Source organism: Pseudoalteromonas sp. JC3, from assembly GCF_030291895.1.
In the GTDB taxonomy this organism is placed as follows: domain Bacteria; phylum Pseudomonadota; class Gammaproteobacteria; order Enterobacterales; family Alteromonadaceae; genus Pseudoalteromonas.
Genome location: NZ_CP127856.1, coordinates 1,050,972 through 1,064,897, shown reverse-complemented (window position 1 = coordinate 1,064,897; position 13,926 = coordinate 1,050,972). Strand labels below are relative to the sequence as shown.

Genomic DNA, 13,926 nt, shown 5'->3' with positions numbered 1-13,926 from the left:
CATTGCCACTGATTACTTGTTTTACAACGCCAGCATTAAAATCTCTTTCGCCTTCGCTAAATCAATATCGCCGTGCTCACCTAGTGCCGTCATGCCGTTCTTTTCTAGATTAGCGATAACTTCTTGTACTGCTTTTTCGTCTAATTGATAATCCGCTAAACGGGTTTGCACCGCCATCGACTCAAAAAAGTCTTGAACTGCTTTTATTGTTTGGTCAATTTGCTGCGCTTCGTCTGCGGCTGTAATACCAAATACACGCTCACCAAGTTGCTTGATTTTCTCGGCTTTTTTGTCTCGTTGCACATACATCACCGCAGGTAATACAATCGCAAGCGTTTGCGCGTGGTCAAGGTTATACAATGCCGTTAGCTCGTGACCAATCATATGGGTTGACCAATCCTGTGGTACGCCTTGACCAATAAGGCCATTTAGCGCCATAGTTGCAGACCACATAACGTTTGCTCTTACATCATAATTGTTAGGCTCGCTTAATGCCTTTGGCCCTTCGCTGATAAGCGTTTGTAAAATACCTTCTGCAAATCTGTCTTGCAGTGGCGCATTTACTGAATAAGTTAAATACTGCTCAATCACGTGAACAAACGCATCCACTACCCCATTACTCACTTGGCGAGGCGGCAGTGAATAGGTGTATTCTGGGTCAAGTACCGCAAACTGCGGCTGCACTGTTGGTGACGAAAACGCACGCTTTTGCGAAGTTGCCTTTTTTGTAACCACTGAGTTGCCGTTACTCTCAGAGCCTGTAGCAGGTAAAGTGAGCACAGCACCAATCGGTAATGGATTGCTAAAGCTTGCGCCTTTTACCAAAATGTCCCAAGGCTCACCGTCAAAATTCACGGCTGCCGCCACAAACTTTGCGCCGTCGATAACGCTGCCGCCGCCAACCGCAAGAATAAAATTCACATTATTTTGCTTTGCCGTCGCGACCGCTTGCATTAGCGTTTCATATGTTGGGTTTGGCTCCACACCACCAAATTCCACAACCTCAACACCTGTCAATGCATTCATAGCTTGGTCGTATACACCATTGTTTTTAATCGAGCCGCCGCCGTACAGTAGCAACACCTTTGCAGCCTCTGGTAATCGTGAGGTGATTTCACTCATTTGGCCTTTACCAAAAAGAATTTCGGTTTGATTTTTAAATACAAAATTAAGCATGCTCAATTCCTTACTGTTTAATATTCGGTTCTTCCGCTAACATTTCTAGCAGCTTTTCTGCTAGTAATGTGTCTGAAAACGGGTTTTGCCCTGTAATTAGCTCTCTATCAACAACCACTTTTGGCTGCCATGCATTTGCAAACTGCATTTTTCCTCCAGCCTGAGACATCGCGGCTGCTGGGTAAAAGTTGAGTTTTTCGCCATTTAACGTGCTTTCAAATACTTGTTCTTCTGGGTTCGAAAATATCGTCATTTGATATCCGTCATAAATCCAGTTTTTCGCTTGAACAGGTGACTGTGTTGTTAAACTCTGATAATACGCTTTTGGTTCACTTTGTGCCGAAAGCAACGTAATTGGGCCGTGGCAAATCGCAGCTGTTGGTTTATTCTCGCGGTTAAAATGGCGCAAAATTTCACCCACCTGCGGATTATTCGCCAAATCAATTAACGGTGCGTGTCCGCCTGGAATAAATACCGCATCAAATTCGTCTAGCCCCGCAGCAAGGATCTCGCTAAAACTTGCGGTATCATTAAGATCTGGCAGGTTAGCAATAAATTTTTTGATGCTTTGTAATTTAGTCTCATCACCGCCGAAGTAATTAACCGACACTGATTTTTGATCAACAGCAGGGGCATTGCCTTTTGGTGTTGCTAATATCAGTTTATATCCAGCATCCACTAAAGCCTTTGCAGGTATACCGAACTCATTGAGGTAGTAACCTGTTTCTATTGTCTCACCACTGGCAAGTTCCATAGAGGTTTCGCTCGAAAGTAACACTAATACTTCACCTTCACTTGCATTAGCGCTAAGCGCAAGTGCTGAACCCAACAACGATGACACCCACACTATCGTATTCAGTATACTCTTTTTCATCCCGGCTCCTCATACCAGTTCAATATCGACGAGTTTAGGCGATTTGCGGACACAGGAGAATTCGGATAAATTGGTAGGAGCAATCAGAATATTTATGGCTTAAGTAATTTATGTCTCATCTCACCCAACTAAAAACCTTTGTGGAAGTATACCGCTGCAAAAATATCACCAAAGCAGCGGCCAACTTGGGGATGTCGCAGCCAGCTGTCACGGCACATATTCAAACCATGGAAGCGGTCGTAGGAAAAGCCCTGTTTGAACGCCAAGCAAGAGGGGTAAAGCCAACGCCAACAGCACATGACTTAGCGCTGCAGGTATCTGGTCATATCGATATTTTAGAGCAGAAGATCACCTCAATTCGGGCGCGCTCCAACGCGGTGTTTGGCACACTAAATATTGCTGGCCCCGCGGAGTATTTAAGCTTTGTCTCCGGTCCACAAATCGCCAACTTATTGCAAGCGGGCAACATTAACGTGGTACTTCATATTGGCAATAAAATTAACATTTTCGACGCACTAATAAACGACACCGCCGACATCGCCATTGCCGCCTCTGCGCCAGATCCCACAAGCTTTGACTATTTAGTTCTAGACAAAGAGCAATTGTGGCTAGTGATGAACCGTTTAGAGGGCAGAGAAATTCAAGACAGCGATATTACCGCCGACTTACTCTCAAGCTATAATGTCGTCACGTACGATCAAGACTTACCTTTGGTTAGACAATACTTTGACCGTGTATTTAATGCGGGCTGCAACTCTAATGTCATCGCTATTTGCCCAGACATTAGAGCAATTGCTAACATCATTCGCTCTGGAATAGGTTACTCCGTCCTCCCCGATTATCTCTGCCGAGATCTCATAAAAGCAGGTGAACTGATCCAACTTGGCCCTGTAGGCCCTGAAAACAATATCTATCTAGTATGGAAAAAGGGCGCGTTAAAACACCCACGCATTGCTTTTGCAAAAGATGTGATCTCCGCCTTTGCTAATATTAATTATCTTTCGAATTAAAAAGTTGTAAAAAAATTATTTTCCGCAGATTTCTGCTGAGAATTCCTGTTACCTTGCTGTAAATTAAAAGAGACGGGTTGGAGCATCAATGGACTATCAAAGCCAATATCGTGACTTAACTATTTATTACGACGCACTAAAAAAAGCAACAAAGCAAAGTGAAGCGGTACCAGACACCACAGAAAAATGGCTGGCACTCGTAGAAACGACCTTATTTGAATTACAAGAGCTTGCCCATATGGAAAAGGCTTATATGCAAAAATCAAGAACGATGAATAACCTAATTGAGTTGGTATATTCCAGCGCCCCAAGCATGGACTAGTAACTAAGGGTTATTGCTGTTGAGTTTTGCATTGACAAGAGTGCTACTACTAGCACTCTTTTTTTCGCTAGAAATAGAGTTAAACAGATTTAAAGTTTGAAAATTAGCTGCACATACTTTACGACGCGGATAACCTGCGAAAATTCATGTGTGTTAGGTGTACTATTGGTACACCTTCAATGTAGTAAAGATCTCCTCGGACAGTTCTGCAAACACACCGTGGATCCGCTCAGATAGCGCTTTTACATTATCGAAATCAGGGTCAGCAAGCATTAAAATTTCAAAGATTGACCACTCAGGCATAACATCTTGATCCACCCACCTAACCCCCTGTAACTTTGCCCAATAATCAATCTGAACATCCTTTGTTTGCCCAAGGAGCCAAAGTTCGAATTGCACTTCTTGATGGTTCAACACAACTGCCAATTTGAGCTTGTGTTTTTTAAGGTAATCGTTTTGCAGATAAAAGTATGTAAAGTCAATATATCCGTGTAACACGTTTGCGACTGTAAACTGGCCTTTATACTGCTTACTGAATTCAGCCCTGAGACTTTGAACAATAGAGACGAGATCCTTATAGGTTCTCTGCAGTTCGCCACTTGCAAATGCCATTTTATAGGCTGGAATTCGAGCACGAAGACTTTTATTAGACATGTTGTCCTCTGAGTTTTTCAGGCACATAGCAAAATGACCCACACACGAAGCTAGCATTGCAAGGAGCCTGAGTCATCATTAGATTGCCAATATCATATCAAACAATCAAAGTCGAATGACGCTTCATATATCCCAAGCTCAAAAATCAAGAAGCAAAAATCAATGACACCCACCACAAATTTCAAGCCTTCATTTTCCTAACTTCAATGCAATTAGTGATGGGTGTCACCAATCCATCCTTTAGTCATTGACGCCATAGTCTCTTGTATGCGTTCTAATTCAGCTCTATTTCGGGGTGATCTTTAATACCATACATTTCTTCCATTATCTTTTTATAAAACTCTAATGGAGGCATATTCATTTCAGCCCTCCTTTCATCCACTTTATCAACTTCTGAGATTGGCATGAAAGTGACTTTACCATTTTTAATATCTGCTTGTGTGCCGTACAGTTGCTTTTGCCCCCTATGTATAAGTACGCGATCGGTCAATAATGCGACTTCTTGTCCTGATACGCCTTCATTATTTAAATATGCTCTCTTTAAGATTGGAAGCATTCTTTCTTGAAACTCAGTATCTGACGAGTGCTGTATTATAAGAAATGCTGCTCCAACCCCCTCCTTTCCGACCTCAGCATGTGTTAGCCATTGTCGTTTGCTTAATATTGCTTTGAGTTTTTCAGTATTCTGATGATCAACTGATGATAATTTAGCATGAAGCTCTTTTGGAGCTTTATCCCAACCGGCATCTCCTAACTGTTTTCGTACAGCCTGATCCTGTTTTGCCATTTCAATGAGTTGAGCTTGCAATGGCAAATTTATCTCAGCTGAAACAAAACAAGGAAGAAAGTAGAGTAAAAAAAGTAACCGCATTTTCAAATTCCATTTAAGCATATAACAACCTACTAGTGTAAATTCTGAATATCTCACTTATCCACAAGAGATAAAATCGCAATCATCAAGAAAATTTTATTTAATAATTTTAGCAAGCTACCAGTCAAACATAGTTACCAAATCGCTCAAATCGCTGACACCCACCACTTAATTTGCACCTTCCTAACAAAAATCACTGACACCCACCACAAATTTCAAGCCTTCATTTTCCTAACGTCAATGCAATTAGTGATGGGTATCACCAATCCATCCTTAATACATTTTGCATAGTGGTATCAACCTTAGCCGAGTTCTTTATTTGATTCAATCGTTTACTCTAAACGTCACTGTCATTTTTTTACTGTGTTTTATGAGGCTATAAGGCTGGTCTCTGTGGCTTTTTGAGGTTTAAAATGAGCTACACTTCTTAGTGTATTATTTTTTGCAACTTTTCTAGATTATGCACCAAGCAATACAACTTCCATTGCGCATTCACTTTCCCTTGCCCTCGTAATGTGAGTTTATTCATTCCTTTATTCACTATGATGTTGCCGAACACAGGTTCGATACACCTAAGTCGCTTGCTGTATTATCGCCGCCTCTAATTTAGTAGTGGTAACGACACGAAATTATCGTTATCGCTTGATCATCAACTGCATAAACAAGCCTGTTAGTGTCATCAATACGACGAGACCAAAAACCAGATAAACTCTCTTTCAACGGCTCTGGTTTACCGATGCCCTCAAATGGGGAGCGCTTAACATCATTGATGAGTTTGTTGATGCGCTTGAGTGTTTTCTTGTCTTGAGTTTGCCAATACAGATAGTCATCCCAAGCGTCATCAGTCCACGACAGTAAACGTTGACTACTACTCATCAATTAACTCTCGTGCTGTTGTTTTACCAGCACGGTACTGTGCAATCGAACGATTTAAGTGTTCAGCGTTTTGAGGAGAGCGTAGTAAGTGAACAGTCTCCATAAGGCTATTGTAGTAATCTAAAGACATAACCACAGCATCCTCAGAGTCACGACGTGTAATGACTGTTGTATCTGCGTCGTTAACTACACCGTCTAGAACAGCTTTAAGACTATTTCTAGCTTCAGTAAAAGATACAATTCTCATAAGAACCTCTACATGTACATTTAATGGAACAAGTATAGTCTTCACCATTCTACTTGTACAGTAAATTGAGCATGTAATATTGATAAGGTAACCAACACTCCTCTCACCGGAATTTTGGGAGCGGAGTAAGTGAAATTTCCGAGTGTGGTGGCTTGTTACATTACGTCATCATCTGCATTCAAAGCCATCTTTAAGAAGCTAGGCATTCTTGGATCTGTGAATTGAAAGCACCCCCTCGCGGGCTTATACAGAATTGTCTTTTCACTCCCTTTGGTTAATTTTGTTAGTCTTCGGCTTAAAGTCTGCGAATCAACGATGACACCAAATTTACTTTTTAATTTTTCTCTTAACTCAGAGCTACGAAATTCAGGTGTATTACAATAAGAAGCTGTAAGAAGCAGGAACTTATACTCCTGTGGAGTGTTTAATACGCGAAGTGTAGACTCAAGCATTCTTTGTAATGCTCCCTCAGAATCCTTCACCGCTTCATTGAGTGCACTTTTGAGTACATCTTTTGTTATATGCTTATTGCCTCTAACGATTGCAGCCTCACCACATTTTAAGCTAATTAAATGAGTGAAGTGGGGGTATCCAGCACTTATATCTACTATTTTTTCGACAACGCTATCATCAGGGCGAAGATTTAAAGAATTCATGCCATTAAGAATTATCTTCTTAAGGTCTTCGTCGCACATTCGTTGCAATGAAACTTCTTTTAAGCATCTTTCTACTGAAGGATGACCAGCTGTTAACTCTTCCCCAGTAGCCGCTATACCTACCACCACCAATTTGAAATTGGACTTATGATCGCTAAGCAATTTAATAAGTTCTGCAATTTTTTTCTTATCGGATTCATCTTGAAGTGCGTCAGCTTCGTCAATAAGCATAATTCCTGAAAGGGACTTTAAGTGCTTCGCAACCCAAGATGGAGAGTCAGGTTTAAATGTGGTTACTATTGTAGTTTTTGTTTCCCTTTTAGAGGACAGGTCAGCCTTTGCGAAAACTGCATTTAATACTGCGCCACCACCTTGATTATGCGTTTGAGTTGCTTCTCTGAACGACAAATCAATCCCACATTTTTCAAGTGCTTCAACAAAAATAGAAGAGAAACTATCTCCAGAATCACAACGTTTCTCAAAAAAATGCCCGCGCTGAATTTTATGTAAAATTAGTTTACAAGTAGTTTTCGCAAGAGATGTTTTCCCAACACCGCGATCACCGTAAAGAAGGATATGCTGGCCGGGAGAATTAATAACGCTGACTAATCTTGTTGCTTCATCTTCACGCCCAAAAAAATGAGATATTTCGTCAATCGGAATATGAGGCGTAAAAACATTTCTTATACCACTTTTAATAATTAAAGCCTCGTTATCGAGACCAAAACTTCCATTTGCCAACTTGATGCTCCTTTAGAAATTTAACAGCTAATTAGTATAAATTCTTTAATATCTCACTTATCCACAAGAGAAAAATCGCAATATTCAAGAAACTTTATTTAATAATTTTAGCAAATTACCAGTCAAACATTGTCATTCAACATACGAATTACCTGAAAAAACGAGTTATAACTTATCTGCGAGAAAAATTACTGACACCCACAAATTTCAAATATGGCTGGGTGTCATAACCTTAAGCTGATACCCTTCGTTCTGTAGTGTTAGTTATGGTGGGTGCCCACGTTAGTTCTGCTTCCTCAGCTTTGACGTTAATAGTAATGGGTGTCACTTATTTTCTTCTTTCCTTATTTTCTTCTTATTTTGTGTTCTTATTTTGTGTTCTTATTTTTGTTTTTTTGCTGTTCTTTAAAAAGAACATATATGTTAAGTAACAGGCGAAACAGAGTTACTGCTATTGCTTTTCCATAACCACATGCACGCGCCAAGACAAAAGCCGAGAAAAAGTGTTTGTAGCTGCAATGCTATAGGGTCTTTAATAACTTGCATAGAATAGTAAGCCGCTGAATTAATAACTACGTCACTTATCATTATTATCAAAGTTAAAATTATCCCCAGATTTCTATTCTTTAGCAGAATATAAATAGCTAAAAAATCAATAACACCAAGGGATGTCCAGTATAAATTCACCCAATTTGGTGCAAACTTATATGGTAGAAGTCCAAAGTATACATTGTCAAAAATATGGGTGACACCACCAAGAGCAAGACACAGTGAAATAATTGCGATACAAAACTTTTCCATAAAGCTAAACTTATCCAGTTTTTCTGATTTTATACTAAAAAAGCACAAACCTACTGTTGCGCCCCTATTTCGTTAATTTATTAGGAGCGACTATTGTCAATATTATGACCGCAATTATAACATCTTTCTTTAGGCAACCTATACCTATACCATCCCAGTATTACTTGATTTCTTCGGCACTTTTGGCACGAGTAAAAAATAGCTTTTAACACAAGTAAAACACCAACAAGCATTGAACCGATATAAAAAGGGTTAGTAAAGAAGTTATCAATCGTACCCCTATGAAATTGAAAACCTATAATACAGGCTACGAGTAGAGCCAAATGAATCTTAAACTGTAAACTACGCTTCAATTTAACTCCTAAAAATTGAGCCGAAAAATCACTGACACCCACCGCAGACGATTTTGTGTGCTTTTGCAAAGTAATCTATGATTTAACGCTATCCTCAAAGGGTTGAGGAGACCAAACTATAGCAGCAACTCATAAACGAAAAATCTGTATAATCGACATCAGATACTACCATTATTACTCAACATGTTCAGCCGATCTTGATACTTGATTACGTGCGATATAACCGATATAAAGTACCGCGACACACAGCAACATAGGCACTGATTTTAAGTAAGCAAAATAGTCATAAAAAAAGGTTACTTCCCAGAACGCCTTTGCGGTTTCTTCGTTTATACCTAAATGCTCCAGATTGCGCAGAAAGTTCTCCATCAAGGCAAAAAAATCTATTAACGCTAAGGTCAAAACTAAGAAATGTAATGGCCCCTCCGCATAGTTTTTTTCAAACACAGAGGCACTTCTTCCTCGGGTAAGCAACACCGCAAAAGCCATCCGATGTTTTAGCAAAAAAAGTAATAAAAGGCTGAGTGAGAGCTGGATGAAGAATGCACAAGAGTTTCCTATAAAATTGTTATCCACTATCGGATAAATAAAGTTCTCTAGTGTATATACAGCTACCGTTGAACACAAAAATACCGCTACAAAGCAAAGCGTCAACAGCTGACTATTTTTGTCTTTGTAAGCGTAAAAGAACAAAACTAACAATAAGATAAATAAAGTGGACTCAAAAATAATTACGCCAAAAGCCGATCCCAAGATTAGCGTAAGAATACTGCCCTTGTCCTTCATGTTGTCTGGATACAGTCGTGAGAGCGCTTCGGTATCATCCAAAATATCAGCGAGTTTAACTCTGCAGAGGTCAGCAAACTTCATTAACGTACCAAGCTTGAAGGAGCTAACACCATTGAGATAGTTGTCTAGCGTTCGCATGCCAATCCCGAGGTGGCGACATATATCTTCTCGCGACATCCCGCGTTTATGCTTAAGACCCTTTATTAATAGTCCTATACGCTGGCTTACTTCGTACTCTTCTGGCGTTTGCATCGCCTCGCGATCCTTCTATATAAACTGTTATTAATACTGAATTCGTTATTGCTAAAGTTACAGTGTAGCTCTAACTTGTAGCGGAGCATTTCTTCGCGCGATAAACCCTACATAAAGTAAAGCGATACAGAGAAAAGCTGGGATCGTCTTGAGATATTCAAAATAATCATAAAAGAAGGTAACCTCCCAAAAAGTTTTAGCTAGCTCCTCACTCATACCTAAGCGATCCAAGTTGCGCAGAAAATTTTCCATGAGGGCCAAAAAATCGATAAGCACTAACGTCATTGCCAAAAAATAAATTGGGGCTTCTATGCCATTTTTTTCGAATACAGATGCAGATCTTCCCTGAGTTAAAAATACACTAATCATCATTCTATGTTTAAGTAAAAACAGTAACATGAGGCTAAGAGTTAACTGCAACCCAAAAGCATAAATATTCTCGAAAAAATAGCTTTCAACAGCAGGGAAAATAATGAACCTTAAGAGGTATGCGACAACGACCTCAAGTGCAAAAATAAAAAGGAAAATGCCTGTGATAGTTTGACTATTCTTATCTTTGTAACAGCAACAAAACAAAAGTAATAGAAGGAGGAATACGATAGATTCGAAAATAAGAAAATACCCAGCAATAGATCCCAAGATAAGCGTAAGAATACTCCCTTTGTCCTTCATATTGTCTGGATATAGTCGTGAGAGCGCTTCGGTATCATCCAAAATATCGGCAAGCTTGACTCTACATAAGTCAGCAAACTTCATTAACGTACCAAGCTTGAAGGAACTAACGCCATTAAGGTAGTTGTCTAGCGTTCGCATGCCAATCCCGAGGTGGCGACATATATCTTCTCGAGACATCCCGCGTTTATGCTTTAGACCTTTTATTAGCAGCCCTATGCGCTGGCTTACTTCGTACTCTTCTGGCGTTTGCATCAGCCCGCCGTCTCCTTATTCCGTGATTTACTTATCGACTTATTACTACGTACTTTGAGGCTGCTGCGTATTTCTTTTCCGTGCGAGTATTCCTGCATAGAGGAGTACTAAACTGAGTAAGATCGGCGGGGCTTTAATGTATTCGTAATAATCATAAAAGAAAGTTAATTCCCAGAATGTTTTAGCGAAATCTTCATCCATACCTATATGCTCTAAGTTACGAATAAAATTTTCCATCAATGCGCAAAAATCAATGAGCGCTATCATCATTGCTAGGAAGCACAGAGGTGCCTCTATAGGGTTTTTCTCGAAGACATCTTCAGACTTGCCTCGCGTGATAAATACAGCAAATTTCATTCTATATTTAAGTAAAATGAATAAAAGTAAGCTTAAAGACAAGTTAGTTGAGAAAGCATAAATATTTTGATAGAAGACATTAGTAACCACGGGAAAAAGAACAAAATGCAGCCAGTAGTTAGCGACATTCGTTAATATATAAACAGTGACAAAAATTGCGACCATGCATTGACTGTTTTTGTCCTTATATGAATAGAAAAGCAGCGCTATTAATAAAAGCAAGAAAACCGACTCGAAAAGCATAGCGGTTGTACCTAAGCCAAAAAGCAATGTAAGAATACTGCTTTTGTCCTTCATATTGTCTGGATACAGTCGTGAGAGCGCTTCGGTATCATCTAAAATATCGGCGAGTTTAACTCTGCAGAGATCGGCAAACTTCATTAACGTACCAAGCTTGAAGGAGCTAACGCCATTAAGATAGTTGTCTAGCGTTCGCATGCCAATCCCGAGGTGGCGACATATATCTTCTCGCGACATCCCGCGTTTATGCTTAAGACCTTTTATTAGCAGTCCTATGCGCTGGCTTACTTCGTACTCTTCTGGCGTTTGCATCGCCCCACATTTCCCTTTAAAAAAACCACAAAATTAACCCAAACATTACATTTTGTTTAATATAAAGACAAGTAAATGTTCAAGTCGAATGGTGTAAAAGTGGTACAGACTTTAAATGAGTGAGAGCAATATATAAACTATACTTTGTTAGAAGAATAAAGCGCTTGTATTCTCTCTAATTGTGGCAGGAGTTGAAATGTAAAATTTGAACGCAGTATCTAAGAGATACTAGATACTGCGTTTATAAATACTTTCAGCTAACCTTGAACAGGTTGTCTCTTAGTTCGGACAATCAGTCCAACGTACAAAAGTGTGATACATAACAGAATAGGCACCCCTTTAAGGTATTCGAAATAATCATAGAAGAATCTCACTTCCCAAAATATCTTTGCTGTTTCCTCACTAACTCCCAAACGCTCTAAATTTCGAAGAAAATTTTCCATAAGTGCCATGAAATCGATAAACACAAGAATTAAGACTAGAAAATATAGAGGTCCTTCTGCATAATTCTTTTCGAAAACCGATGCAGACTTACCTTTAGTTATCAAAACTCCGACTGTCATTCTATATTTTAATAGAAAGAGTAAAATAAGATTTACTGCTAATTGAAGCCCAAAAGCATAAATATTCTCATAGTAATAACTTTCTACCGCAGGAAATATAAAATACTTCAACCCTATTGCTACAAAAACTTCCAAAACATAAACAGCCGCAAATATTAATGTTAACATTTGACTATTTTGATCTTTTTTCGAAAAGCACGCCAATATAAAAAGCATAGCACAGACTATTGATTCAAAAACACCGAACTGTACGACTGATACAAATATCAATGCTGAAACACATGTTAACAATGATAAACCAAACAAACTTCTCATATTAATAACCCTAACCATCTGATCCTTGGTCTGCTTTTTCTACCTGTGAATCTTTTACACCACCACCTTTACCAATAGCAGCTCCGCTAACTAATTTACACAATGAACGACTAAGATCTATTTTTATTGGCTTTTTCTGTGCAGCCTTCATTGTTCTTTTCCTCACTTTTTTCTCCATACAGGCCAGAGAGCTTATCTGTATCTTCTAAAATGTCTGATAACTTTACTTTACAGATTTCAGCAAACCGAAGCAATGTCCCAAGCTTAAAGGAGCTAGAGCCATTTAAATAGTTATCAAGGGTCCTGTCACCCACACCTAAACGCCGGCTAACCTCTTCTCGGGTCATCCCTTTTTTGCGCTTTAGCCCCCGTATCAGTCGGCCGATACGTTGGCTTACCTCGTATTCTTCTGGCGTCTGCATCGCCCCACCATATCTCTCAATCACCCCAACCAAGTTAACCAAAAGTTTACATCCAGTTAAATATAAAGACAAGTAGATGACAGTACTATTTTTAGGTGCACACTCGCAAAACAACCCAAAACAGAAACAAACTTATCATTATATTTGAATTTTTGGTATCAATTGATTCAAGCAACCCTCACTAAACCTGCTTATTTGTTGTTTTGCAGACCATTAAAATCAATAATTAAAAACACACAGACTTCTCTATTTTTATGTGAAAATCTTCATATTATTGTGTAGGCGCAGCATTTGCTTTATTTAAAACCTGCTTACGGCGCGCTGTTATTCCTGCGTATAAAACAAACATGCAGAGCAGATAAGGCACGGCCTTTATATAAGCAAAGTAATCAAACATAAAGGTCAGCTCCCAAAATGGTTTGGCAACTTCTTCATTTATACCTAAATGCTCTAGGTTACGGATAAAGTTTTCCATCAATGCGGCAAAATCAATCAAAGCTAACGTACATGCGAGTGCATAAAGCGGCGCGTCTACTTGGTTCTTCTCAAAAATGCTGGCTGAATTCCCTTTGGTAAACCACGCACCTAAAAACATTCTGTATTTGATCATTAACGCCAGCAGTAAACTCAGTAAAAGTTGAGTTGCAAAAGCATAGATATTTTCAATGTAATAGCTTTCAATAGCTGGGATCAATACAAATTTAAGCCAGTAAACAACGGCGATTTCTAACGAAAAAGCAAATATAAAAATTGCAACAATGCTTTGGCTATTCTTGTCATTACGCGCATAAAAAAATAACAAGATCAGTAGTGCAATGAAGATAACTTCAAATACTAAAACGCTGACAATAGAACTCATAAATAGTAAAAAGATATTGCCTTTGTCTTTAAAATTCTCAGGATACAAGCGCTTCAGCGCGTCGGTATCATCCAAAATATCAGCCAGCTTTACCTTGCAAAGATCCGCAAACTTTAACAATGTCCCAAGTTTAAATGAGCTCACCCCGTTTAAGTAATTGTCTAACGTGCGCGAACCTATACCTAAACGTTTACAGACATCTTCTCGGGTCATACCTCTGGTACGCTTTAACCCAAGTATTAACCTACCTATCCGCTGGCTTACCTCATATTCCTCTGGCGTTTGCATCTGTCCACCATTGTTTTACGT

The 13,926-nt window shown here is 39.2% G+C and carries 15 protein-coding genes and 2 pseudogenes; 2 read left to right on the top strand and 15 right to left on the bottom strand.

Going from position 1 to position 13,926, the window contains the following annotated elements:
• Nucleotides 1–21: 21 nt before the first annotated feature.
• The gene (locus tag QSH61_RS23290) at nucleotides 22–1,176 is read right to left on the bottom strand and encodes an iron-containing alcohol dehydrogenase (RefSeq protein WP_206472450.1); all 1,155 of its coding nucleotides are present in this window, start codon (nucleotides 1,174–1,176) and stop codon (nucleotides 22–24) included.
• Nucleotides 1,177–1,186: 10 nt separating this feature from the next.
• The gene (locus QSH61_RS23285; RefSeq protein ID WP_206472452.1) at nucleotides 1,187–2,050 is read right to left on the bottom strand and encodes a type 1 glutamine amidotransferase domain-containing protein; all 864 of its coding nucleotides are present in this window, start codon (nucleotides 2,048–2,050) and stop codon (nucleotides 1,187–1,189) included.
• A gap of 110 nt (nucleotides 2,051–2,160) precedes the next feature.
• Between QSH61_RS23285 and QSH61_RS23280 the strand changes: the two genes are divergently transcribed.
• A complete protein-coding gene (locus QSH61_RS23280; RefSeq protein ID WP_010603674.1) occupies nucleotides 2,161–3,060 on the top strand; it encodes a LysR family transcriptional regulator in 900 nt (299 codons plus the stop codon).
• An 88-nt stretch (nucleotides 3,061–3,148) separates the two neighbouring features.
• Nucleotides 3,149–3,382, top strand: a complete 234-nt coding sequence (locus QSH61_RS23275; RefSeq protein ID WP_010369844.1) for a hypothetical protein — start codon at nucleotides 3,149–3,151, stop codon at nucleotides 3,380–3,382.
• A gap of 162 nt (nucleotides 3,383–3,544) precedes the next feature.
• On the opposite strand, the gene QSH61_RS23270 is transcribed toward QSH61_RS23275, so the two are convergent.
• The 13 genes and pseudogenes from QSH61_RS23270 to QSH61_RS23210 all read right to left on the bottom strand — a co-directional run bounded on the left by QSH61_RS23270 (nucleotide 3,545) and on the right by QSH61_RS23210 (nucleotide 13,905).
• Nucleotides 3,545–4,036 carry a DUF7000 family protein gene (locus tag QSH61_RS23270; RefSeq protein WP_010603675.1) on the bottom strand — a complete coding sequence of 164 codons (492 nt, stop codon included), beginning with the start codon at nucleotides 4,034–4,036 and terminating at the stop codon, nucleotides 3,545–3,547.
• A gap of 274 nt (nucleotides 4,037–4,310) precedes the next feature.
• Complete coding sequence (locus tag QSH61_RS23265) at nucleotides 4,311–4,928, bottom strand: DUF6624 domain-containing protein (protein WP_248298711.1); 618 nt, start codon at nucleotides 4,926–4,928, stop codon at nucleotides 4,311–4,313.
• A gap of 406 nt (nucleotides 4,929–5,334) precedes the next feature.
• Nucleotides 5,335–5,496, bottom strand: a pseudogene (locus QSH61_RS24465) (transposase); the annotation flags it as partial.
• A gap of 17 nt (nucleotides 5,497–5,513) precedes the next feature.
• Nucleotides 5,514–5,783 (bottom strand): Txe/YoeB family addiction module toxin, encoded by a 270-nt coding sequence (locus QSH61_RS23255; protein WP_010603677.1) that lies wholly within the window; start codon nucleotides 5,781–5,783, stop codon nucleotides 5,514–5,516.
• Entirely contained in the window at nucleotides 5,776–6,030 is a 255-nt protein-coding gene (locus QSH61_RS23250; RefSeq protein ID WP_053397282.1) for a type II toxin-antitoxin system Phd/YefM family antitoxin, read from the bottom strand. The genes QSH61_RS23255 and QSH61_RS23250 overlap by 8 nt, the downstream gene beginning before the upstream one ends.
• 155 nt (nucleotides 6,031–6,185) lie before the next feature.
• Nucleotides 6,186–7,427 carry an AAA family ATPase gene (locus QSH61_RS23245; protein WP_206472454.1) on the bottom strand — a complete coding sequence of 414 codons (1,242 nt, stop codon included), beginning with the start codon at nucleotides 7,425–7,427 and terminating at the stop codon, nucleotides 6,186–6,188.
• A gap of 423 nt (nucleotides 7,428–7,850) precedes the next feature.
• Nucleotides 7,851–8,228 (bottom strand): hypothetical protein, encoded by a 378-nt coding sequence (locus QSH61_RS23240; protein WP_206472456.1) that lies wholly within the window; start codon nucleotides 8,226–8,228, stop codon nucleotides 7,851–7,853.
• 527 nt (nucleotides 8,229–8,755) lie between these two features.
• On the bottom strand, nucleotides 8,756–9,622 hold the full coding sequence (locus QSH61_RS23235; RefSeq protein ID WP_206472458.1) for a helix-turn-helix domain-containing protein: 867 nt from the start codon (nucleotides 9,620–9,622) through the stop codon (nucleotides 8,756–8,758).
• Between the two features lie 57 nt (nucleotides 9,623–9,679).
• Entirely contained in the window at nucleotides 9,680–10,549 is an 870-nt protein-coding gene (locus tag QSH61_RS23230; protein WP_206472460.1) for a helix-turn-helix domain-containing protein, read from the bottom strand.
• A 45-nt stretch (nucleotides 10,550–10,594) separates the two neighbouring features.
• Nucleotides 10,595–11,458: a helix-turn-helix domain-containing protein gene (locus tag QSH61_RS23225; protein ID WP_206472461.1), complete on the bottom strand. Its 864-nt coding sequence runs from the start codon at nucleotides 11,456–11,458 to the stop codon at nucleotides 10,595–10,597.
• 257 nt (nucleotides 11,459–11,715) lie between these two features.
• A complete protein-coding gene (locus QSH61_RS23220; protein WP_029215704.1) occupies nucleotides 11,716–12,336 on the bottom strand; it encodes a hypothetical protein in 621 nt (206 codons plus the stop codon).
• A 149-nt stretch (nucleotides 12,337–12,485) separates the two neighbouring features.
• Nucleotides 12,486–12,758: pseudogene (locus QSH61_RS23215) on the bottom strand (helix-turn-helix domain-containing protein); the annotation flags it as partial.
• A 271-nt stretch (nucleotides 12,759–13,029) separates the two neighbouring features.
• Nucleotides 13,030–13,905 (bottom strand): helix-turn-helix domain-containing protein, encoded by an 876-nt coding sequence (locus tag QSH61_RS23210; protein ID WP_206472463.1) that lies wholly within the window; start codon nucleotides 13,903–13,905, stop codon nucleotides 13,030–13,032.
• Nucleotides 13,906–13,926 lie beyond the last annotated feature (21 nt).